This window comes from Kitasatospora sp. NPDC048545 (assembly GCF_040651155.1).
Lineage (GTDB): Bacteria > Actinomycetota > Actinomycetes > Streptomycetales > Streptomycetaceae > Kitasatospora.
On sequence record NZ_JBEZIQ010000050.1, the window covers coordinates 52,307 to 74,361 of the forward strand.

Annotated in this window: 18 protein-coding genes and 1 rRNA gene; 5 read left to right on the top strand and 14 right to left on the bottom strand. The window is 74.5% G+C overall.

Translation table 11 applies throughout. The annotated features are described in order from the left end of the window. Positions 1-17: 17 nt before the first annotated feature. Positions 18-1,586, bottom strand: coding sequence for a PucR family transcriptional regulator (locus AB0D10_RS34830; protein WP_360263333.1), 1,569 nt, complete (start codon positions 1,584-1,586; stop codon positions 18-20). Between the two features lie 210 nt (positions 1,587-1,796). Further along, positions 1,797-3,872, bottom strand: coding sequence for an ATP-binding protein (locus tag AB0D10_RS34835; protein WP_360263336.1), 2,076 nt, complete (start codon positions 3,870-3,872; stop codon positions 1,797-1,799). Positions 3,873-4,113: 241 nt separating this feature from the next. On the opposite strand from AB0D10_RS34835, the gene gabT reads away from it, so the two are divergent. Together gabT and AB0D10_RS34845 are read left to right on the top strand one after the other, a co-directional pair. After that, positions 4,114-5,454 carry a 4-aminobutyrate--2-oxoglutarate transaminase gene (gene gabT / locus AB0D10_RS34840; RefSeq protein WP_360263339.1) on the top strand — a complete coding sequence of 447 codons (1,341 nt, stop codon included), beginning with the start codon at positions 4,114-4,116 and terminating at the stop codon, positions 5,452-5,454. Between the two features lie 498 nt (positions 5,455-5,952). Then, entirely contained in the window at positions 5,953-6,627 is a 675-nt protein-coding gene (locus tag AB0D10_RS34845; protein ID WP_360263342.1) for a phosphatase PAP2 family protein, read from the top strand. Here the strand turns inward: AB0D10_RS34845 and AB0D10_RS34850 are convergent. Next, positions 6,600-6,932: a DUF2218 domain-containing protein gene (locus AB0D10_RS34850; protein WP_360263345.1), complete on the bottom strand. Its 333-nt coding sequence runs from the start codon at positions 6,930-6,932 to the stop codon at positions 6,600-6,602. The genes AB0D10_RS34845 and AB0D10_RS34850 overlap by 28 nt on opposite strands. A gap of 166 nt (positions 6,933-7,098) precedes the next feature. On the opposite strand from AB0D10_RS34850, the gene AB0D10_RS34855 reads away from it, so the two are divergent. Next, a complete protein-coding gene (locus AB0D10_RS34855) occupies positions 7,099-7,695 on the top strand; it encodes a MarR family transcriptional regulator (protein ID WP_360263348.1) in 597 nt (198 codons plus the stop codon). Here AB0D10_RS34855 and AB0D10_RS34860 read toward each other — a convergent pair. Continuing rightward, positions 7,586-8,527, bottom strand: coding sequence for an EamA family transporter (locus AB0D10_RS34860; RefSeq protein ID WP_360263350.1), 942 nt, complete (start codon positions 8,525-8,527; stop codon positions 7,586-7,588). The genes AB0D10_RS34855 and AB0D10_RS34860 overlap by 110 nt on opposite strands. Here AB0D10_RS34860 and AB0D10_RS34865 point away from each other — a divergent pair. After that, positions 8,526-8,678: a hypothetical protein gene (locus tag AB0D10_RS34865; RefSeq protein ID WP_360263353.1), complete on the top strand. Its 153-nt coding sequence runs from the start codon at positions 8,526-8,528 to the stop codon at positions 8,676-8,678. The two genes, AB0D10_RS34860 and AB0D10_RS34865, sit on opposite strands and share 2 nt — an antisense overlap. Positions 8,679-8,744: 66 nt before the next feature. Further along, on the top strand, positions 8,745-9,734 hold the full coding sequence (locus AB0D10_RS34870) for a LysR family transcriptional regulator (RefSeq protein ID WP_360263355.1): 990 nt from the start codon (positions 8,745-8,747) through the stop codon (positions 9,732-9,734). Between the two features lie 156 nt (positions 9,735-9,890). On the opposite strand, the gene AB0D10_RS34875 is transcribed toward AB0D10_RS34870, so the two are convergent. From AB0D10_RS34875 to rrf, 10 genes are all read right to left on the bottom strand, one after another. Then, entirely contained in the window at positions 9,891-10,652 is a 762-nt protein-coding gene (locus tag AB0D10_RS34875) for a ZIP family metal transporter (protein WP_360263358.1), read from the bottom strand. 332 nt (positions 10,653-10,984) lie between these two features. Beyond that, positions 10,985-12,676, bottom strand: coding sequence for a restriction endonuclease (locus tag AB0D10_RS34880; RefSeq protein WP_360263361.1), 1,692 nt, complete (start codon positions 12,674-12,676; stop codon positions 10,985-10,987). A 114-nt stretch (positions 12,677-12,790) separates the two neighbouring features. Next, on the bottom strand, positions 12,791-14,623 hold the full coding sequence (locus AB0D10_RS34885) for a hypothetical protein (protein ID WP_360263364.1): 1,833 nt from the start codon (positions 14,621-14,623) through the stop codon (positions 12,791-12,793). 374 nt (positions 14,624-14,997) lie between these two features. Then, a complete protein-coding gene (locus tag AB0D10_RS34890; RefSeq protein WP_360263367.1) occupies positions 14,998-15,312 on the bottom strand; it encodes a cupin domain-containing protein in 315 nt (104 codons plus the stop codon). Between the two features lie 261 nt (positions 15,313-15,573). Then, entirely contained in the window at positions 15,574-16,230 is a 657-nt protein-coding gene (locus AB0D10_RS34895) for a YigZ family protein (RefSeq protein ID WP_360263369.1), read from the bottom strand. Between the two features lie 182 nt (positions 16,231-16,412). After that, positions 16,413-17,702, bottom strand: a complete 1,290-nt coding sequence (locus AB0D10_RS34900; RefSeq protein ID WP_360263372.1) for an aldolase/citrate lyase family protein — start codon at positions 17,700-17,702, stop codon at positions 16,413-16,415. Between the two features lie 111 nt (positions 17,703-17,813). Continuing rightward, on the bottom strand, positions 17,814-19,484 hold the full coding sequence (locus AB0D10_RS34905; RefSeq protein ID WP_360263375.1) for a DUF2637 domain-containing protein: 1,671 nt from the start codon (positions 19,482-19,484) through the stop codon (positions 17,814-17,816). 220 nt (positions 19,485-19,704) lie between these two features. Continuing rightward, positions 19,705-20,370, bottom strand: a complete 666-nt coding sequence (locus AB0D10_RS34910; RefSeq protein ID WP_360263377.1) for a response regulator transcription factor — start codon at positions 20,368-20,370, stop codon at positions 19,705-19,707. Then, entirely contained in the window at positions 20,322-21,728 is a 1,407-nt protein-coding gene (locus tag AB0D10_RS34915) for a histidine kinase (RefSeq protein ID WP_360263380.1), read from the bottom strand. Before AB0D10_RS34915 ends, AB0D10_RS34910 begins: the two co-directional genes overlap by 49 nt. A gap of 240 nt (positions 21,729-21,968) precedes the next feature. Then, positions 21,969-22,055 (bottom strand): 5S ribosomal RNA (rrf, locus tag AB0D10_RS34920); the annotation flags it as partial.

Genomic DNA, 22,055 nt, shown 5'->3' on the forward strand with positions numbered 1-22,055 from the left:
CCACGTCCAGCCGGGTCCTACTCCTCCCCGGAACGCAGCGCCAGCCACAACTCCATACGCACGTCCGTGTCGTCCAGCGAACGGCCCAGCAGTTCCTCGACCCGCCGCATCCGGTAGCGCAGCGTGTGCCGGTGCACACCCAGGTCCGCCGCCGCCGCGTCCCACTGGCCGTGCCTGGACAGCCACGCCCGCAACGACGCCACCAGGTCACCGCGCGCCGTCCGGTCGTGCTCGCGCAACGGCCGCAACAACCCCTCCGCGAACGCCGTCACCGCGTCCTCCCCGAGCAGCGGCAACAGCGAACCCGCACCGACCTCCTCGTGGTCCACCGACCGGCGACCACCCCGCAACGCCACCGCCAGCGCCCGCTCGGCCTGCGCGTTCGCCGTCCCGGCCTCCTCCAACGCGGCCGGCGCCGAAACGCCCAGCGACAAGCCCTCGTGCTCCTCCACCGCACCCAGGCACGCCCGGTGCACCGCGCCGTTGTCCAACGCCAGCACCATCAACCGCGGCCCGTGCGCGCCGTCCTCCCGCGCCACCAACAGCTTCTCGCCCACCCGGGAACCCGCCTGCTCGGCCCGGTCCCCCAACTCCCCCAACGCCTCCGCGGCATCCGCGCTAGCCGCCCCTGCACCGGCCACCAGAACCCGTATCGTCCCCTCCGGCAGTCCGCCGAACAGCCCCACCGCCACCTGCCGGGCCGTCGCCACCTCACCGGCCAGCACCATCCGCAGCAGCGCCGCGCCCATCCGCTCCTCCGCCTGCCGCAGCTCCCGCGAGCGCTCCAGGGTGAGGGTCAGCAGCGCCACCGCCGCGTTCAGCACGTACCGCTCGGTCGGCGTGATCCGGTCCTCGGTCCCGACCGCCAGGAAACCCCGGGCCCGCCGGTCCGCCCCCAACGACTGGACCACCACGTAGTCCTCGTCCGCCGTGTCTATCCCCGGCGCCCGCCCCTGCAACGCGGCACTCGACGGCGCCGGCCGCCGACGAAGCCGATCCACCTCGGCCGCCAGCCGCCCCGCCCGGCGAGCCGCCCAGTCCGGCGCCACCACCGACAGCGCACCCGACCCGTCGTACAGCGCCGCCCAGCCCCCCAGCCGCGCCGCCAGCCGACGCACCACCGCCGTCGTGCCGTCCTTGCCCAGCGCCGCCCGGGTCAGCTCCTCCTGCGCCTCGAAACTCGTCGTCACCGCCTCGTACTGCTCCGCGGCCAGCGCCGCCGACACCACCTTGCTGATCGCGATGAACGGCGTCGGCTCCGGCACCCGCAACAACGGCAACCCGCGCTGCGCCGCCGCGTCCACCAGCGGCTGCGGCACCTCGGTGTGCGACAACCCGACCCCGAGCCCCAGCCCCACCACCCCGGCATCGGCCAGCCGGTGCACGTACGCCTGCAACTGCGCCGCCGTACGGCCCAGCTTGATACCGGTGGTGAGCAGCAGCTCGCCACCCTCCAGGAACGGCGTCGGGTCGTCCAGCTCACTGGTGTGCACCCAGCGGACCGGCCGCTCCAGGTGATCCGCGCCGGAAAGAACCGTCAGGTGGAGCGAACTGTTGCGGACGACGGAGGCGAGTGTGGGGGGCATGGCACCTTCGGGGGATCGACCTGACCGCGCCATTGCGGCCGGGCGAGGAGAGGGACGTGGGACTGGTGAGGGTCTCTCCCCTTCATTATGGACGCCCCGGACAACCGGCACTGCCGAATCCACCTCGAAGGCGACTTCCACCCCGCCCCGGCCGCGCCCCCTGCCCCGCCCCGTTCCACACCCCGTTCCACACCCCCGGACGGCCCCGCCTCACCCCCGCAGATCCACCAGCAGCGGCGGAACCTGCTCCCCCGACACCGCCGTCAACGACACCACCGCGTGCCCCGCCGGCAACGCGTGCGCCAGGTCCGACGGCGACCACCGCAACCGCTCCACGTCCCGCGTCGTCACCGACTCCGTCTGCGCCGTCGTCCCCGACAACGCCTTCCGCCCCACCCGCCCGGCCCGCCGTATCACCCCACCCGAAGTGTCGGGGGTGTGGGTGACCGCCGTCTCCTGCACCAGGTGCGTCCCCCAGGCCTCCGAGAACAGCCGCCCGTCCCAGGGCGCGATCCCCGGGAACGCCATCCGGCAGCCCACCGCGCCGAACAGCGGCGCCCGCAGCGCCTCGGGCAGGTCCACCAGGGTCCGCAGCAACAGCACCGCGCCGGCGTTCGCACCCCGCATCCGCTGCAGGCCGCGCACCGCGGTGGCGTCCAGCGCCGCCGAGGCGTCGTCCACCACCAGGCCCGCGAACAGCGAGCGGTCCACACGAGCCCCGGCCGCCTGCACGAACTGCCCCACCACCAGCCGGGACAACATCCGGGCCGCCTCCGGATGGCTGCGCTCCGGCAGCTTCACCCGCACCCGCAGCGGGTGGTCCAGCACCCGCATCGCGAACGCGGGACGGCCGGTGCCGTCGGTCGCGAAAGCACCCTCGAAAGCGGGCCGGTCCAACAGCGCCAGCCGGTCCGCCAACAGCGCGCCGGGATCGTCCGCGCGGTCACGCTGACGCTCCCGGTACTCCAGGTCCCGCTCGTGGAGGGCCAGCCGGCCCGCCGTCCCCAGCACCTTCACCAGGGCCGCCAACGCGTCCGGATCACCGCCGAGCAGCGACCGCAGCTCCCGCACCCCCGGGTAGCGGCCGTACGCGGCGTGGAACGGGCCCACCACCTGCTGCAGCGCGGTGCGGGCGTTCTCCGCACGGGCGGTCAACTCGTCCGGCAGCAACGCCTCGGCCAGCCGGGCGGCCGCCTCGTCCGGATCCCCCGCGGCGCCGTACAGGTCCAGCCCGTACACCGAGGACGGGTCACCGGGCGCGATCACCACGTCGTACCAGGCATCCGGGCCCAGATCGGCGTCGTCCGCCCCGACCACCACCGCGCAGGCGGTACCGGACAGCGCCTGCAGGCACAACGCCTCCGCCACCGGCCGCGCCAGCCGGGTGGTCTTCCCCGTCCCGGCCGGGCCCACCGCCAGCACCGAGGTACCCAACAGGGCCGGGTCCAGCGCGAAACCGGCCGCCCGGTGACTCAACGGGTTCTTCGGCACGTCCTGCGCGGTGCCGAGCCGGACCTGACCGAGCAGCAGGTCGTGCTGCTCGGCGCGACCGGGCAGCTCGCGCGTCTCGGAAGGGTGCGCGAACGCCGACGCCCCCCGGGCGGCCACCTGCTCGCTGAAGGCCGGCACGAACACCGGGTCCGCCTGCGCGGACTCCCAGGCACGCCGGATCCGCACGTAGTCGACGTCCCCCACGGCCTCCCTGTCGAGCCGCGCCGCCGCCACCGCCGCCCCGCCCTGCCGCAGCCCGTCCCACGGGTCCTGCCGCCGCACCGCCTCGGCCACCGCCGGGGCGTTCTCCTCGGCACGCACCTCGTGCGTCACCGTCCGCGACAGCAACGGCGACACGTACCGGCGCCACACCTCGGGCCAGCGGCCCATCCGGCCGAAGACCGTAATGACAGCCGCGGCCACCGCAAGGTTGACCGACAGACCGACAACGGTGACCAAGGTCTCGGTGGGGTGTTCAACCCAGACGGTGATCACGATCAGGTGGAGCACCAGCTGGGTGCCGTAGACGAAGGCCAGCCAGGCCACCACCGCGTTGAGCCCCGCCCTGAGCAGCAACGGCCAGGTCGCGACCTTGGCCGCTTCCGCCCGTTCGGGGTCGAGCCGGCGGTAGCCGAGCCGGTAGACGCCGGGTTCGGCTTCGGGGCGCGGGGCGCAGGCCCACGCGGGGAGGTCGAAGGAGCCGTCCGCGGCCGCGCCGGGCCGCTGGTGGGGAAGGGGGGTGGGGGGTCTGGTGGTGGTGCGCTCGCCGTGGTGGTGTGACCCGTCCTGTGCCATGTACGGCCCCGCTCCCTCGCCCGCCCGGCCCGACCGCCGTCGGTGCCGCCATACCCATGCCGCCGTACCGGCGACACGCCCGCGCTCAGGGTAGTGGTTCGGGGCCTGCGGGTAGTCGTGTCGCCCGTGCTGGCCGTGCAGGACAAGTCGGACGGCGCACTGCTACCGAGTGGCGCATGCCCGGGTGGAGAGGGCGGCCGTAGCCTGCGAAGCACCGAGTCGAGAAGTCTGGAGATACCCCATGAGCGCCGCAACGCCGCTCCCGCAGGAGCGCCGCCTGGTCACCGCGATCCCCGGTCCGAAGTCGCAGGAGCTGCAGGCCCGCAAGCTGGGTGCGGTGGCGGCCGGCGTCGGCACCACCCTGCCGGTGTACGTGTCCCGTGCCAACGGCGGTGTGCTGGAGGACGTGGACGGCAACTCGCTGATCGACTTCGGCTCCGGCATCGCCGTGACCAATGTCGGCAACAGTGCCGAGGCCGTGGTGGCCAAGGCGAGCGAGCAGCTGGCCGCCTTCACCCACACGTGTTTCATGGTGACCCCGTACGAGGGTTACGTGGCCGTCGCCGAGCAGCTGAACGAGCTGACCCCGGGTGACCACGACAAGCGCACTGCGCTGTTCAACTCGGGCGCCGAGGCGGTCGAGAACGCGGTGAAGATCGCCCGCGCCTACACCAAGCGCACCGCCGTCGTGGTGTTCGACCACGGTTACCACGGCCGCACGAACCTCACCATGGGCCTGACGGCGAAGAACATGCCGTACAAGCAGGGCTTCGGTCCGTTCGCCCCGGAGATCTACCGGGTGCCGGTGGCCTACCCGTACCGCTGGCTGACCGGTGCGGAGAACTGTGCCGCCGAGGCCGCCGCGCAGGCGATCGACATCATCAACAAGCAGATCGGCGCCGAGAACGTCGCCGCGATCATCATCGAGCCGATCCAGGGCGAGGGCGGCTTCATCGAGCCGGCCAAGGGTTTCCTGCCGGCGATCGTGGAGTACGCGAAGGCGAATGGCATCGTTTTCGTGGCGGACGAGATCCAGACCGGTTTCTGCCGCACCGGCGAGTGGTTCGCCTGTGACGACGAGGGTGTCGTCCCGGACCTGATCACCACTGCCAAGGGCATCGCCGGCGGTCTGCCACTGGCCGCGGTGACCGGTCGCGCCGAGATCATGGACGCCGCGCACGCGGGTGGCCTGGGCGGCACCTACGGCGGCAACCCGGTGGCTTGCGCGGCCGCGCTGGGTGCCATCGAGACCATGAAGGAGCAGGACCTCAACGGCAAGGCGCAGCGGATCGGCGAGGTCATGCTGGGCCGCCTGCGGGCGATGCAGGAGAAGTACGACATCATCGGCGAGGTCCGTGGCCGCGGCGCGATGATCGCCGTCGAGCTGGTGAAGCCGGGTGGCAAGGAGCCGAACGCGGAGGTCACTGCGGCCATCGCGAAGGCCTGCCACGCCGAGGGCCTGGTGGTGCTGACCGCCGGCACGTACGGCAACGTGCTGCGCTTCCTGCCGCCGCTGGTGATGCCGGAGCACCTGCTGAACGAGGGCCTGGACATCCTGGAGGGCGCGTTCGCCGCTCTCTGAGCGGTGCCGCCCGTCAGGTCGTGAACCCCCGCCGGAGGGATGTCCGGACAGCGCTGAACGGCCCGTGGGGACCTCTGGTCCGCACGGGCCGTTCGGTTGTGCAGCGGCCCGGTGCGGGGGCCGGTGCGGGGGCCGGTGCATGATCGACGGGCGGCCCCGGAGGTTGCCCTGCGCGGGGTGAAGATGATGTGCGGAATCGCTGAAGGCGCTCGGTGCGGAAGGGCTGTTGACGTAGTGTCATCGCAGATGGACAGCGAGCCTCAGCCATTGGCGGAGCCGTCCGCGGAGCCTCCCTCGGGGGCGGGTCCGCAGGTGCGCCGCGAGGACAACCAGGCCGCCCCGGGAGGGGTGGCGCATACCGAAGGCCGATCGACCGACCGTCCGACCCACACCCCCCGGGGCGCACGGAACGGCGATCATCAGAGCCGCCCCGGAGCTCTCCCCCCTGCTCCGGGGCGGCTGTCCGCCGTCCCGGCCCGGGTGGGCGGGGCGAGCCGGGTGGCACGGTCGGTGGCCGTGCCGGTGGCGGCGACGGCGGTGCTGCTGGCGGTGTCCTGGCAGGTGGCGGTGGACGGGCCGCTGCTGGGGCTGGACCGTTGGGTCCGCCGGGCGGTGCACGCGGCGCGCCACGGCGTTCCGGGCGCGCTGCCGGACCACCTCGGCCACGTCCTGTCGGACCTGGGTGGCGGTGTCCCGGCGGTTCCGGTGCTGGTGCTGGCCGGTGCGTGGGCAGCCCGGCGGTGGCACCGCGCGGGGGCGGGGCGCTGGTGGCTGCCGCTGCCGGTGGCGGCGTTGACGGCGGGCCTGATCCCGCTGCTGGTGGTCCCGGCGAAGGCGGCCTTCGCCCGGCCGGGTCCGCTCGGGGATCCGCTGACGCCGGAGCAGTGGGGCTGGTACCCGTCGGGGCACACCGCGACCGCGGCGATCTCGTACGGGGTGGCGGCGCTGCTGCTGGCCCGGGTGTCGGGGCCGCGCGCCGTCCGGGTGCTGACGGCGGGCGCGGCGCTGCTGGCGCTTGGGGTGGGCGCGGGGCTGGTGTGGAGCGACTTCCACTGGCTGTTGGACGTGGTGGCGAGTTGGTGCGTGGCCGTCCTGGTGCTGTGGCCGCTCGACCGGTGGCTGCCCCGGCCGGGTGCGGGAACGGGTCAGGCCTCGGGGTCCTCGTTGCGGTGAACCAGGCCGGCCTCGCCGTTGTCGCGGTGCCACTCGACGACGAGTTCGTCGCGGGTGCCGAAGCGGACGAGGTGGCGGCCGACGACGTCCTCCAGGCCGGGCAGCTTGTCGCGCTCGCCCTCGACGGTGAGCAGCAGCGCGTCGGGCTGCGCTTCCAGGGTGGCGGTGCCGGCGCCGAAGACGAGCGTGCCGCGGCCGGTCTCCTCGGAGTAGGAGGTCTCGATCTTGCGTCCCATGTGGGCGGCGAGCTGCTTGGCGTAGCGGCCGGGGCGGTCGGTGGCGACGCGGGCGGTGGAAACGGGCATGGGTGCTCCAGGGTCCGGGAGAGAACTTAGGGTCCCCTCACTCAGGCCTACGCTAACCCAGATGCTGAGCTAAGCTCAACATATTTCCGCGACCGTCGTCGGCCGACCACCGAACGCACCCGACCGGTCGCTACGCTTGGCCGGACACCAGCCGAGGAGACCGCCGATGACCACCACGCCGACCGACGACCCGGCGGACCCCTCCTCCGACCCCCGCGCCGCCACCGGCTCCCCCGGGAGCACCCGGTCACCCGAGGGCACCGGGTCCCCCGAGGACACCGGGGCCACGGCCGAACTGGCGGACGCGATGACCAGGGCGATCAAGCGGATCCGCCGCCAGACCGGTTGGCGGCTGGAGCCGTACGGCATCACCCCCGGCCAGGCCCGGGCGCTGCGCACGCTCGCCCACGTGCCGGGCTGCGAGACGCCGGACCGCGCGATGCGGCTGAGCGACCTCGCCGACAAGCTGCACATCGCCCCGCGCTCGGCCACCACCGTGGTCGACGCGCTGGAGGAGGCCGGGCTGGTCGAGCGCACCCCCGACCCGGCCGACCGGCGGGCCGTGCGCATCCTGCTGACCGAGGCCGGCCGCGCCGCGGTGGAGCGGATCGGGCAGGTCCGGGACGAGGTGGCGCGGGAGTACTTCGGCGAGGTCAGCCCCGCAGACGAGGAGGTACTGCTGCGGGTGCTGCGCTCCGCCGAGGCCCGGTTCCTCGCAGCCGGGCCACCACGGCGCGCGACGTCCCCGGACGCACCGCGGTGATCCCGATCCCGGCGATCACCAGCAGCGCGGCCGCACCGGCCGTCGGGCCGACCCGCTCACCGAGCAGCAGCCAGGCCGAGGACATCCCGAACACCGGCACCAGCAGCGAGTAGGGCGCGACGGCGGTGGCGTCGTACCTGCGCAGCAGGAAGCTCCAGGCGACGAAGCCCAGCAGGGTGGAGACCAGCCCGACGTAGGCGATCGCGCCGAGTCCGGCGGGGGTGATGTCGCGCAGCGCGCGCAGGTCCGCGTCCGGGCCCTCGACCAGCAGGGACAGGCCCAGCAGCGGCAGCGGCGGAACGGCGCTGACCCAGACCATCCAGCGCAGCGCGTCCGGCGGCGCCGCCTTGCGGGTCAGCACGTTGGCCAGGCCCCAGGCCGCGGCGGCCGGCACCACCAGGGCGAACGCGCCCAGCGGGCCGCCCGTGCCCTGGCCGTACGCGCTCAGCGCGATGCCCGCGAAGGCGATCGCCAGGCCCAGCAGCCGCTGCCCGCCGGGGCGTTCGCGCAGCACGACGGCGGCGAACAGCGCGGTGAAGCCGGCCTGCCCCTGGAGCACCAGGGAGGAGAGGCCGGCCGGCATCCCGGCGTGCATGCCGAGGAAGAGCAGCCCGAACTTGACCACCCCGAGGACCACGCCGACCGCCACCACCCAGCGCCAGGCCACCTTGGGCGGGCCGACCAAGAAGACCGCGGGCACGGCGACGACGGCGAACCGCAGGGCGCAGAAGAGCAGCGGCGGGAAGTTGTCGAGGCCGACGTGGATGAGGACGAAGTTGAGGCCCCAGACGGCGGCCACCAGGACGGCCAGCGCGATGTGGGGCGCGCTCATGCCCGAGGTGTTCGGGGTGCTCGTGCTGCTCGGGGTGCTCGGGGTGCTCGGGGTGCTCGTAACGGTGCCGGCCCTGCCGGTACCGCCGACCCTGCTGGTGCTGCCGGGGAGGCCGGTGCCGCTCGCGGCGGGTGTCGCGGTCATGGACTGAGCATGGTGGCGCGGGACTGTGTAGCACCAGCGATGAATTCTGAAGGTGACACTTTAGAATCACTGCATGATGGATCTGGGGCGCCTGCGGGCGCTGCACGCGGTGGCGGTGCACGGCTCGGTCGGCGGGGCCGCGGCGGCGCTCGGGTTCACGCCCTCGGCGGTCTCGCAGCAGATCGCCAAGTTGGAGCGGGAGACCCGGACGGTACTGCTGGAGCGACAGGGCCGGGGCATCGTGCTGACCGACGCAGCCCGCGAACTGGCCGCCACCGCGCAGACCGTGCTGGGGCTGGTGGAGCGGGCCGAGGTCCGGTTGGAGGAGCAGCGCGGCCAGGCGGTGGGGCGGCTGCTGGTGGCCGCGTTCGCGTCCGGGGCCCGCGGGCTGATGCCCGGGGTGCTGGCCGACCTGCGGCGGCGCTGCCCGGAGCTGGACGTACGGCTGCTGGAGCGCGATCCCTACCCGGCGACCGATCTGGTGGCCCGGGGCGAGGTGGACCTGGCGCTGGTGCAGGACTGGCCGACGGTGCCGCTGCCGGTGCAGGAGGGCGTCTCCCGGATGGACCTCGGGACGGACCCGGTGGACCTGCTGCTGCCCGCCGACGACGAGCTGGCCGCGCTCGACCCGGTGCCGGTGGAGCGGCTGTGCGGGCAGCGCTGGATCAGCGTGCCGCCGGGCAACATCTGCCACGACTGGCTGGTCCGCACGCTGCGCGAGGCCGGTGAGGAGCCGGACGTGCGCTACCAGGTCGGCGAGTTCGAGACCCAGATCGCGCTGGTCGCGGCCGGTCTCGGGATGGGCCTGGTGCCGAGGCTCGGGCGGGGGCCGCTGCCGCCCGGGGTCACGGCCCGCCGGGTGACGCCGGAGCCGGGACGCCGGGTGTTCGCGCTCTGGCGCACCCAGGCCTCCCGGCGGCCGGCCATCACCGAGGCGCTGGCCTCGATGCGCGAGGGCTGGGGACGTCTCCAGGCGCAGGCTCAGGCCCAGGAGCAAGCCCAGGCTCAGGCCCAGGAGCAAGCCCAGGCTCAGGCCCAGGAGCAAGCCCAGGCTCAGGCCTAGGAGCAAGCCCAGGCTCGGGCCCAGGATCAAGCCCAGGCTCAAGCCCAGGCTCAGGCCCAGGCTCAAGCCCAGGCTCGGGCCCAGGAGCAAGCCCGGGAACGGGCGGAGGCGGGGCACCGCCCGTCGATGCGACCGGGGCCGCACGGGCCCGGCGGCCTACGCGGCGAAGCCGATCACCAGCCACATGAAGCCGACCCCGGCGAGAGTGCAGAGCAGGGTGGTGCGCGAGGGGTGCGGGCTGTGGGCCTCGGGGAGGATGTCGGAGGTCGCCAGGTAGAGCAGGAAGCCGGAGAAGAAGCCCAGGTAGAGGCCGAGCAGGTGCTCCGGGATGGTGAACGCCAGGGTGATCGCGGCACCGGACACCGGCGCCAGCGCGTCCGCCGCGAGCAGGGTCAGCGCCCGCCGCCGGTTGTTTCCGTACAGCCGGGTGATCGTGTACGTGTTGAAGCCGTCGGCGAAGTCGTGCGCGACCACCGCGATGGCCACCACGGTGCCGACCGTGGAGCCGGCCTGGAAGGCGGCGCCGATCGCGAAGCCGTCCATCACGCTGTGGCCTACCAGGGCCAGCGCGGCGGTCAGCCCGACGCCCTGGTGTCCGTGGGAGTGGCCGTGGTGGTGGCCGCCGTGGGTGTGCTCGGCGTACTCGCCCTCGTGGCCGCGGTGGATGGCGACCGCGCGCTCGACGACGTGGATGGTGAGGAAGCCGGCCGCGAACATCAGCAGCGCCTGCGGCACGCCGTGCACCTCGCCCGGCGCCTGGTGGATCGCCTCGGGCAGCAGGTCGAACGCCACCACGCCGAGCATCAGTCCGGCCGCGAAGCCGAGCACCAGGTGGCGGCGGTCGCCGGTGCGCTGGGCGACGAAACCACCGATCAGCGTCATCAGGAACGCCCCGGCGGCGACCAGGACGGCGGTCATCGGGCCACCTCCGCCGCGGGTGCGGCCGGCCGGCCGGTGTCGCCGTGTGGTGTGCCGAGCGCTCTGCCCATTCCTCTCCCCCTGGGGTCCGCCCGTGGCCGGGCCGACCGCTGACCGTACCGGACGGCCGTTCGACCTCTGTCGACCGGGGTGCCGGGCATGGCCGGGGCCCGCTCCCCAGCGTCGGGCCGGACCCGGTGGGATGCCCGCCGGATGGGCCGTCGGGGTGATCCCGCAGGTGGGGCGGCGGGCGGTCAGCGGTGCGGCGCGGCCAGCCGCGGGAGGGCGGCGGTGCGCGGCCGGGCGGATGCCGTCGGCCCCGGGTGGAGCCGTCAGCGGCCGGCGGCGAGCGGCAGACCGAGGTGGGTGCGGGCGAGTTCGCGGACGCCGTCGCCGTCGACCAGGTGGATGTGGCGGTGACTCTCCTCGGCGGTGAGGTCCAGGGCCTCGTCGGTGAAGCGGCCGGTGGTCAGCCGCAGGCCGCGTTCGGCGGACTCCTCGCGGACCGCCTCGGCGAGCGTGGTGATCTGCTCCGCGGTGACCGGCTCCGGGTCCCGGGAGGCCCAGACCACCCAGCGGCCGGGCAGTGCGCTGGCGGGGGCGCCCTCACCGGTGGCGACCAGCCCGGCCGGGCCGCGCAGCCGCACGCTCCACTCGGCGATCCCGCCCCGGGTGAGAAGGTCGCGCACCAGCTGGGCGAACTCGTTGGCGGACAGGTCGGGCGCGGCCGGCACGGTGGCCCCGGCCTGGGCGGCCGGACGGACGCCGACCCGGTCGTACGGGTCCGGGGTGACGGCGGCGCCGAGCCCGCGCAGCCGGACGAGGGCCTCGTCCTGCTCGGCGTCGGCGTAGACGCCTTCGTCGTCGCGCTCCTCGTACGGGGTCCCCGGGGGCAGCAGCCGGGTGCGGGCCAGCGCGTCGCGGTCGGCGTCCACGCTGACCAGGCAGAGCGGCTCGGCCGGACCGGGCTCGCGCAGCCAGCCGTTGAGGACGACGCCGGCGAGTATCTCGTCGGTGTCGACGGCGTCGGCGGCCTGCAGGGCGCGCAGGGCGAGCCGGGCGACCAGGCGCAGGTAGTCGGTGGCCCGGTCGGCCGGCGGGCGCGGCACCGGCACGATGTCGCCGTCCGGGGCGAGGCGGTAGCCGGTGAGCGAGGGCACCAGGTCGAGCGGCGGCAGGTCGAGGTCCAGCACGGCGGTGCGGGTGAGCGGGCGGAACACCGCCCGGCAGGGGGCGGGCAGGTCCTGGGTCGCGGTCTCGGCGGCGGCCAGCGCCCGCTCCAGCAGCGACTCGACGGCGGCCGGCTCGGACAGCCGGTAGGCCCGTCGGCACTCCTCCAGGCTCTCGTTGTACTCGCGCACGGCGCGGGCGCGGGCCTCCTCGGCGGCCTCGTGGGTGCGCCGGGACTCGTCAGCGGCCGGGCTCCCGGCCTCGGCGCGGCGGGTGCGCCACTCCCGCAGGGCGCGCTGGTGGGTGAGCCTGGCCTGGGCGAGTTCGCGCTGGTAGCCGGAGTCGAGCAGTCGGCGGGACGGGCCGCTCTCCGGGTCGGCCGCGGTCGGGTCGGCGGGCGCGAAGTCCGCCCAGCGGGGTTCCGGCACGTCGGCGGTGCCGGGGCCGTCGGCCGGGTAGGGACGGGGTTCGTAGTGCCGCAGCTGGCTCTCGAAGTCCATGGCCGAGACCGGCAGGGCCGCCCGCCGCAGCAGGTCGGCCAGCCGGTCGTGCTCGGCCCGGACGGTGAGCGTGCGGTGGTGGGTCAGGGCGGCGGCCCGGGCGTGCGCCGCGACGGCCTCCTCCGGATCGCCGGGGTCGCCGTCGGCCCGGTCGGCGCCGCCCGGGTCGACGGCGCCGGCGGGGCCCGGGACGGACGGGCCGTCATCGGCCGCGCCCGCGGGCGGGCGGCCGGTGCCGTCCGGCTCCGGGGCCCCGTCGACCCCGAGGTCGCGGAAGACCGAGGCCAGGAAGCCCGGTTGGGGGACCCGGACGGTGGTGGTTCCGTCGGACCGGCCGTCTGCTGAGTGCTGCATCGGTCGTCGTTCCCCCATGCTCGTCCGGCGCCTGCCCGGGGCGGTCGGCGAACCCGCGGACCCACCCCTGCCGGACATTGTCCACCGAACGGGCCCGGCGGTCAGCCAAGCCGGTCAGTTGGTCCGGGTGTTGGTGAGGTGGAGACCGATGTAGCCGACGTAGATCCGGCCACTGCCGGAGCAGTCGTCCAGGTAGTGCAGCCGGGGCGCGGTGCGGCCGCCGCCGATCCGCAGGTGTGCACCCATGAACGCGCGCCGGGAGGCGTCCACGCATTCCGGTACCGGCAGCATCCGTTCGCGCTTCCACTTGGTGTGGCTGAACACCGTCCTGGACTCCCCGCGCACGGCCTTGCGGGGCGGGAAGCGGTGGCAGCCCTCCGGAGTGTGCTCGCACCACTGCTTGAAGTCCCCGCCGGCCGTTCCGCGCACCGCTGCCTCGGCGTACTCCTGAAGGGCGGTCAGGCCGTCCCAGGCGATCCGGGCCCAACCGGCGCCGGTGCGCTGGAGCTCGTCGAGGGCGAGTGCGGCCTTCTGGTCCCCGGTGAAGGACAGCAGCGGGAACTCGCCCAGTCTGGCCAGGAGTTCGGTGAAGCTCTCGGGACGGCCGACGGGGTGCCGGCCGAGGGCAGGACCGGTGCCGGACGTGCTGCAGTGGCGACCGGCCAGGGCGCGGGCCCCGGCGCGCAGGCGGCCCTCCCGACCGTCCCGGCCGTCGTGGCCCTCCCTGCCCTGGCCGCGCTCGCGGTGGTCGCGGCGCTCCAGGCGCAGGGTGTGCCGGACGTGCTCCAGCTCGTCGGCCCTGGCCTGCTGCTCCGCCCTGTCCTGCTGCTCCTCGTGGGCGAGCGCGGCCAGTTCGGCGACGGCGACGGTCCGCCCGGTGTCCGGGTCCGCCGTGCCCCGGTCGTCGCCCGGCCCGGTGCCGCGGCGGAGCTGCGACGGCGGGACGCGCAGCACGGGGACGGCCGCCAGCGGCGCCGGGAGCGGCTGCTCGGCGGCGAGCCGGCGCGGCTCGCGGGCGAGCAGCCCGGCGGCGCGGCGCAGGTCCTGTTCTATTCGGCCCCGGGCGAGCACCGGATGCCGTGCGCCGTCCTGCCGGGAGGCCGGATCGACCTCGGGCAGGTAGGTGCGCACCGCGCCGCCGTAGACGGTGTGGTACTCCAGCGCGACGTTGAACGCGGTGCGGGCGCCGGGATCCAGCACGTAGGTGGTGGCCAGGCCGGGGAGCTGCTGGCAGAGCGGGCCGACCACGTCCTGGACCCAGCGGTCGACCGGGAGGTTCACCGGGACGCTGGCGACCACGACGGTCAGTCGGCGTTCCGGGTCACACAGTTCGTCGATCAGGGCGTCCACCGCGTCGGCCGTGATCACCCGGGGCGCGGAGTGGACGGCGGCCGGGCCGTCGGCGGCGTCGAGCAGCGGCAGGAGGGAGCGGGCGAGTTCGGGCACGGGCACCCGGCAGGGGGTGCGCACACCGCTGCCGGTGCTGTGCGTCTCGGCCTCCAGCCGGACCCAGGTGACGCCGTCGGCGCCGGTGGCCACCGTGAGCGTGAGTTGCCGGGTGCCGTGCGGGGCCGGGATGCGCAGGCGGCGGCGGTCGTAGCGGCCGGCGGCCGGGCCGCCGCGCAGCGGGCCGTGGTCGCGGTCGAGCAGGACGCGCTCGCCCAGACGGAGGCGCTCGGCGAGGCCCGGCGCTTCGGGCGTCGGCGTGTCGAGGGGCGGCGTGTCGGGGGGCAGTGTGCCCGGGGGCAGTGCGTCGAACACCGACGTGCCGGGGGGCGGGATCTCGGCGGCGGGGCCGGTGGGGCGCCGCCCGGAGACCGGCCGGTCGGCGGGGGTGCGGACGGCGGGCGGGGGCTCCTCGTAGCCCTCCTGCTTCAGCCAGGAGGCGAGTTGTTCGTCGGCCAAGGCGAGCGCCTCGGCGTGCGGAAGGGCCGTGGTGACGGTCATCCGGTAGGGCGTCGCGGGACCGCGGGGGCCGGGGACGTCGACACCGGTGTGAGCGCGGGAGCGGTTCGCGGTAGGGCGATTCGAGGTCGAACGGTCTGAAGTCCAACGGTCTGAGGCCATGCGCATACCTCCGTGGTACGGGGTGGGGTCCTGTGTCCTCCATCGATGGGTTTCGTCCGGTTCCGCCGGATCCTTGCCCAGGAAACGCCACGGCCCGGAGCGGAAGTTCCAACTCCGGGCCACGACCCTACGTTCGGGTGAATCTGTTCAAGCCGTCTTCCGCGCGGCGCGGGGCCTGGGCTACGAGGGACGGCCCGCCGGGAGCGGTGCGGTCGCCTCCTGCGGGCCGTCCCGTCCGGCCGCTCCGGCCCCGGTCAGGACCCTGCGGGCCCGGTCGAGCTGCGGCTCCAGACGGGCTCGGCGACCGGCACCGCCAGCGGACGGCCCGGCGGGGCGGCGTAGCTGGCGATCAGTACCACGGGTTCGGCACCGAGGTTGCGGCCGACGTGGACGTGGACCGGTCCCGCCTCCTCGACCAGGGAGTCACCGGCGCGGCTGACCTCGACCCGGCCGTCGTACAGGGTCCGGGTCAGCGTCCCGGAGAGCACCACCACGTCGACCCGGCCCGGGTGGTAGTGCCAGCCGGTTTCGGCACCCGGGGGCAGCGTTATGGTCTGGACGACGGGCATCGCGACCGCTTCCTGGAGGCGTCCTGAGGCTGCCGGACGGCGCTTGGCCGACGGCCGGTTCAGGCTAGGCAGGCCCCTCCGGCCACCGAAACGGGCAGGTGGCGATGTGGCCGAATCTGTGGCCGAAACCCGGCGCGTAGGCCGGGCCGGGCAGCGCGGCCCACTCTGTCGCCCGCCCCGGAGTGTGCGCCGGAGCGGGCGCCGGAATGCGTCCTGGGGCCGCCGCGGGGTCCCTGCCGGAGCACGGACCGCCGCCCCCGCTCAGACCGGCACCTCCACGTAGGTGCGACCGGCCGGGACCGCCACCGCGGTGCCCCCGGTCGCCTCGGCCAGCCAGGTGTGGAAGGCCGCCGTCCCGGGCTCCGGCACACCGACCTCGATCCGCACCCCGGCCGCCTCGTAGGCCAGGTCGCTCACCGTGTACCCGGCCGCCCGCAGGTCGTTCTCCACCCGGCCGGCCCGGACGTGGTCCACCGTCACCGCGAGCAACGCGACCGGCCGCCGCTCCAGTAGACCGATCCCGTCCAGCGCCTCCGACACCGCGTTCCCGTACGCCCGCACCAGGCCGCCCGCGCCGAGCTTGATCCCGCCGAAGTACCTGGTGACCACGGCGACCGTGTCGGTCAGGCCGCGACGGCGCAGCACCTCCAGCATCGGCACCCCGGCCGTGCCTCCGGGCTCGCCGTCGTCGCTGGAGCGCTCGCGGCGCTGCTCGTCGCCGACCACGAAGGCGGTGCAGTTGTGCCGGGCGTCCCAGTACTTCTTGCGGATGCCCGCGATGAAGGCCTGCGCCGCGTCCTCGTCGTCGACCCGGGCGAGGTGGCAGATGAACCGGGACTTCTTGATCTCGGTCTCGTGGCTGCCGGCCCGCCGGATGGTGAGGTACGGCCTGGCGGTGGGCTCCGGCGTGGCGGGCATGGCGCGGTGGTTCTCCCGGGAACGGCGATGGCTGGCGGCGCGCGCCCCGGGTGCTGCGCCGGGGCGGCACCGCCAGCCTAGTTGGCGCGCGGACGGAGGACCGGTGGCCGGGGCCGGTCCGGCCGGCGGCTGGGGCGGCCGGACCGGTCGGGAGCCGCTCGGGAAGCCGTTCGGTCCGGGGTTCAGCGACCGGCCAGGGCGTCCAGCCGCTCGCGGTCGAGGCCGGTCAGCGCGGTGACCTCGGCGAGGTCGACGGCGCCGCAGTCCAGGCCGCGCAGCAGGTAGCCGCTGAGCGCCCGGGCGGTGGCCGGCTCGTCCATCACGTCGCCGCCCGCCTTGGCGACGTACGCGACCAGCCGCGCGGCGGCGGCCGCCAGTCCCTCGCGGTAGAACGAGTACACCGCGACGTAGCGGGTCGGCAGGTGCGCCGGGTGCATGTCCCAGCCCTGGTAGTAGGCGCGGGCCAGCGAGCGGCGGACCAGGTCGTGGTGCAGCTTCCAGGCCGCGTGCACCTGCTCGGTGGAGCCGGTCGGGACGACGTTGGTCGAGCCGTCGGAGAGCCGGACCCCGGTGCCGGCGGCGGCCACCTGCATGACCGCCTTCGCGTGGTCGGCGACCGGGTGGTCCATGCTCTGGTACGCCGCGCCGACGCCGCAGGAGGCGCTGTAGTCGAAGGTGCCGTAGTGCAGGCCGGTGGCCCGGCCCTCGGCGGCCGCGATCATCAGGGCCACGGTGGCCCGGCCGTCCGGGCCGAGGATGGCCTGGGTGGTCTCGATCTGGATCTCGAAGCCGATCCGGCCGGCGGGCAGCCCGGCCCGGCGCTCGAAGTCCTCCAGCAGCCGGACCAGCGCGGTGACCTGCTCGGCGTAGGTGACCTTGGGCAGGGTCAGGACCAGGCCCTCCGGCAGGCCACCGCCGGCCAGCAGGGTGGCCAGGAACAGCTCCAGGGTGCGGATGCCGCGGGCGCGGACCGGCGCCTCCATGCACTTGATCCGGATGCCGATGTACGGCGGGGCCTCGCCCTCGGCGACGGCGGCGGAGACCAGTTCGGCGGCGCGGACGGCCGCCGCGTCCTCCTCCGCGTCGGGGCGGGGGCCGTAGCCGTCCTCGAAGTCGATCCGCAGGTCCTCGACCGGCTCGCGCTCCAGCTTGGCGCGGACCCGGGCGTGCACGTCGGCGAGCAGCTCGTCGTCGGCGACGCCGAGGGCGCGGCCCAGCTCGGCGGGGGTGGCGGCGTGGGTGTCGAAGGCCTCCAGGGCCCGGCGGCCCCATTCCCGGACGGTGTCGGCGGCGAAGGCGTCGGCCGGGACGTAGACGGTGTGCGCCGGCTGCCTGGTCCCGGAGTCACCCCGGTACCGGCGCGCCAGATCGGCGTCGACCGGGACGAGCAGCGTCTCCACGGCGGCCCGGGCGGCGTCGGAGAAGGAGGCTCCGCCCGTCGGACCGTTACCGTCGACCTCGACCTGCGACATCCGCACTCCTCCGTGCCGAACCAGCGCTTCAACAATTTGTTGATGCGAAGGTAGCTCCGGCGGGGTCGGGCGTCAATGGCCGCCCGGCCCCCGGACGACGGGCCGTCCCGGTCAGTCCCTCCCGGCGGCGGCGTAGCGGTCGCGCAGCTCCGGGTAGAGCTCGGCGACCTCCTTGGGGTGGACCGAACCGTCGGGGCCCTTGCCGGAGACGCCGTACTCCCTGGTCAGCCAGTCGGCGAGGCGCTGCGGGTCGGGCTGGTGGCCGTGGTTGTCCAGGTACGTGACGAGGGCCTCGTAGGCCACGTCCGGGTCGAGGCGCGAGGAGGCCGGCCGGGTGTCGGACTGCTCGGCTTGGACGGGCTCCTCGGCCGGAACCGGCTGCTCGGCCTGCGCGGGCCGCCCGGCCTGCTGGGCCTGCTGGGCCTGCTGGGCCTGCTGCTGCGGCTCGGCCGACGGCTCGGGCTGCTGCGAGTCGGCCGGACGCCGGCCCTGCGGCCGGGGCGCCGGGGCGGCGGCCGCGGGCCCGGAAGCGGGAGCAGTGACCGCACCGGCCGGAGCGGACTCCTCGACCGGACGCGGCGGCTTGAACCAGGGCGAGGCCTGGCCGGGCACCCGCCCGCCCGGGGCGGCGTCGGCCGGATGGCCGGTGGTGCGCACCGGACGCTCGGTCCAGACGTTCAGCTCCTCGCGACGCGGCTGCGGGGCGGCGTCCTGCACCTCCTCGGGCTCCTGCGCGGCGCGCAGCCGGACGGCCGCCAGCTTCGCCAGCATGGGCGCGGCCACCTCGGCGGGCATCGGCGCGACGGCTACGGGGGCGGGAGCGGCGGCCTGCTCCGGGGCCGCGGCCTGGGCCGGCTCCGGTTGGGGCTGAGGCTGGGACTGGGACTGGGACTGGGGCTGAGGCTGGGACTGGGACTGAGGCTGGAGCTGGGGAGCCTGCTGGACCTGCGGCGCCTGCTGCGGGAGTTGCTGCGCGGGACCGGCCGGGGCGGCCGCCGCCGCGGTCGCCACCGTCGGGGCGATGGCGGTGGCACGGCCGTCCTGGGGTGCGAGCGCCCGATGTTCCGGCCCCGCCGGGGCCTCCTCGACCCCGCGATCGCGGGCCTCGTCGTCCAGCCGGTCGAGCAGTGCCGGGTCGAGCGGCACGCCGAACTTGGCGAGCTTGAGCGGCAGCAGCGCCTGGATCGGCGCCGAGCGCCGCCAGCCGCGGCCGTAGCGGAAGCGCAGCTGTGCCCGGTAGACGAGCCGGTTCTGCTCCAGGCGGATGACCTCGTCGTACGAGCGGAGCTCCCAGAGCTTCATCCGCCGCCAGAGCCGGAAGGTCGGCACCGGGGACAGGAGCCAGCGCATCACCCGGACCGATTCCATGTGACGGTCCGCCGTGATCGCCGCGATCCGTCCGACCGCGTGGCGGGAGGCCTCGACCACGACGACGAAGAGCACCGGGATGACGGCGTGCATGCCCATGCCGAGCGGGTCGCCCCAGGAGGCGGCCGCGTTGAAGGCGATGGTGGCGACGGTCAGCAGCCAGGCGGTCTGCCGCAGCATCGGGAAGGGGATCCGCAGCCAGGTCAGCACCAGGTCCAGCGCGAGGAGCACGACGATGCCCGCGTCGACGCCGATCGGGAAGGCGTAGGAGAAAGCGCCGAAACCTTTCTCCATGGCCAGCTCACGCACCGCGTTGTACGAACCCGCGAAACCGATGCCCGAGATGATGCAGGCGCCGGCCGCGACCAGGCCGAGCAGGCCCCGGTGGGCCTTGGTGAGCGTTGGGCGTGCCATTACGTCTATCAACCCCTGGATGTCGGCTGCGGCCGTACGCTGCCTCGACTGCCGGGTCCCGCTGGTCGGGCCGCCGGACGGCTGAGCAACCTCCGGGCTCGGCCCACCGGAGTTTACTCGTACACCTGTTTAAGCGTTCCCGCAGGCCGGAGTGTCACAGTCCGGGGCACGACGGCGGTCGCGGTACGGCGCGACCCTCCCGCGGGGACCGCCCGGACCGTCAGAGGCCCTGCCCAGCAGTGCCGTTGAGATAGGTCAGCACGGCCAGCACCCGGCGGTTGGCGTCCTCCGCAGGGGCGACTTCGAGTTTGGTGAAGATGTTGGCAATGTGTTTGGCCACCGCGCCGTCGCTCACCGAAAGACGGGCGGCGATCGCCGAGTTGGAACAGCCCTCGGCCATCAGCTCCAGCACCTCCCGCTCACGCGGCGACAGCCGCAGCAGCGGGCCCGGCCGACGCGAGGTCGTCTGCATCAGCTTGGCGATCACGTCCGGGTCCATCGCCGTCCCGCCCGCCGCCACCCGGCGGACCGCGTCGATGAACTGCCCCGCGTTGAACACCCGGTCCTTCAGCAGGTAACCGATCCCACCGGTACCGTCCGCCAGCAACTCCCGTGCGTACAGCTGCTGGACGTGCTGCGACAGCACCAGGACGGGCAGGCCCTGGATCTCCCGGCGGGCCTTGAGTGCGGCCTGAAGACCCTCGTCGGTGAGCGTCGGGGGCAGCCGGACGTCGACCACCGCCACGTCCGGGCGGTGGGTCAGCAACGCCTCCAGCAGCTCGGGCCCGGTCTCCACCGCCGCGACGACGGTGAACCCGTGCGCTTCCAGCAGCCTGATCAGACCTTCGCGAAGGAGGTAGAGGTCCTCGGCGAGGACAACTCGCACGGCAACTCCAAGGTGATGGTGGTCGGACCGCCCGACGTGCTGTCGATGGCGAGGACACCGTCGAAGGTACCCAATCGCCTCTCGATCCCGCGCAGTCCGGTCCCCCGCGAAGGATCGGCCACGCCCACGCCGTCGTCCGTCACCGTGACCCGCAGGAAGCCGGCCCGGTACAGGATGTCCACCCACACCTGTTCCGCCCCCGAGTGCTTGGCCGCGTTGGCCAGCAGCTCGCAGATGCTGAAGTACACCGCGGCCTCCACCGGGGCCGCCGGCCGGTCCGGCAGGCTGACGAACACCTCGGTCGGCAGCGCACTGTCCAGCGCCAGGGCCCGGACCGCGTCGCCCAGGCCGCGCTCGGCGAGCACCGGCGGGTGGATGCCGCGGACCAGGTCCCGCAGCTCCTGCAGGGCCCGGGCCGAGGACTGCCGGGCCTCGGAAAGGAGCTCCCGCGCGGCCGCCTGGTCGGTGTCCATCAGGTGCTCGATGGTGCCCAGGGTCATCCCGATCGCCACCAGCCGTGCCTGCGCACCGTCGTGCAGGTCCCGCTCGATCCGCCGCAGCTCGGCCGCCTGGTTGCCCACCGCGTCCGCCCGCGTCTCGGTCAACTCCGCGACCCGCCTGGTCAGCTGGGCGTGCGAGGTACGGCCGTGGTCCAGCACCCGCCGGGCCACCTCCGCGTACGCGCGCACCGCGAACGGCGCCACGAGTATCCCGACCACGATCGCGGCGCCCCCGAACGCCAGGCCCAGAAGGAGCGACTCCGTCCGTCCGCTCAGCGGGCCGGCCCCGGAGGCGGGCACCGGCCCCGTCATCGCGTACGCGACGCCGAGCACGAACAGGCCGGCCACCGGCCCGGCCAGGGCCAGCGTCAGGAACGGGTTCACGGCGAGCCAGGCCAGCTCGGAGCGGGTGGTCCGGTCCCGCAGCCCCCAGTGGACCAGCTGCGCGTACCTCGCCACCGTCCGCGAGCGGTGGTACGAGTACCCCGTCCACCAGTGCCCGCGGGCATCCAGCTCCAGCGCCGGCAGCGGCTCGTACACCGCCGGCAGACGCACGCCGAACCAGCGCTCCACCTGCCCGCGCGTACGGTTCGCGGTACCGCGGATGCTCGCGGCGGCGACCACGGCGCCGACCGCCGCCGCCACCAGCAGGGCGAAGAACACCTGCAGGTCGAAGGCCTCCAGGAACTGGGCCGCCGCCGCCCCCGACAGGATCGCGGCGCCCAACGGCAGCACGGACCCCGGCACCGCGGCCAGCACCACCACGGCGAGCCGGGCCAGCCCCTCACCGCCGGCCACGAAAGCCGCCTGGGCCTGAGCACGTACGGACGTGCCGCTCGTACGACTCGCTGTTGTCACGGGAAGCTCCTGATGCCGGTACCGATCGTCCTCCATCAGTCTTCACGAAGCGTCCGCCACCCACACTGGCCATGACACCCCAATCCCGGGGTGGACCTAGGTCTACCTGCGGGCAGGTGGGGTGACTCCGGCGCACGGAACCGGTCCGAGACCGTCCGGTCCGGTCCGGCCGGGTCCGATCGGGTCCGGAAACGCGAAAAGACCCCCTCCCGAAAGGGAGGGGGTCTTTTCTGAATGATTGTTCGGCGGCGTCCTACTCTCCCACAGGGTCCCCCCTGCAGTACCATCGGCGCTGTAAGGCTTAGCTTCCGGGTTCGGAATGTAACC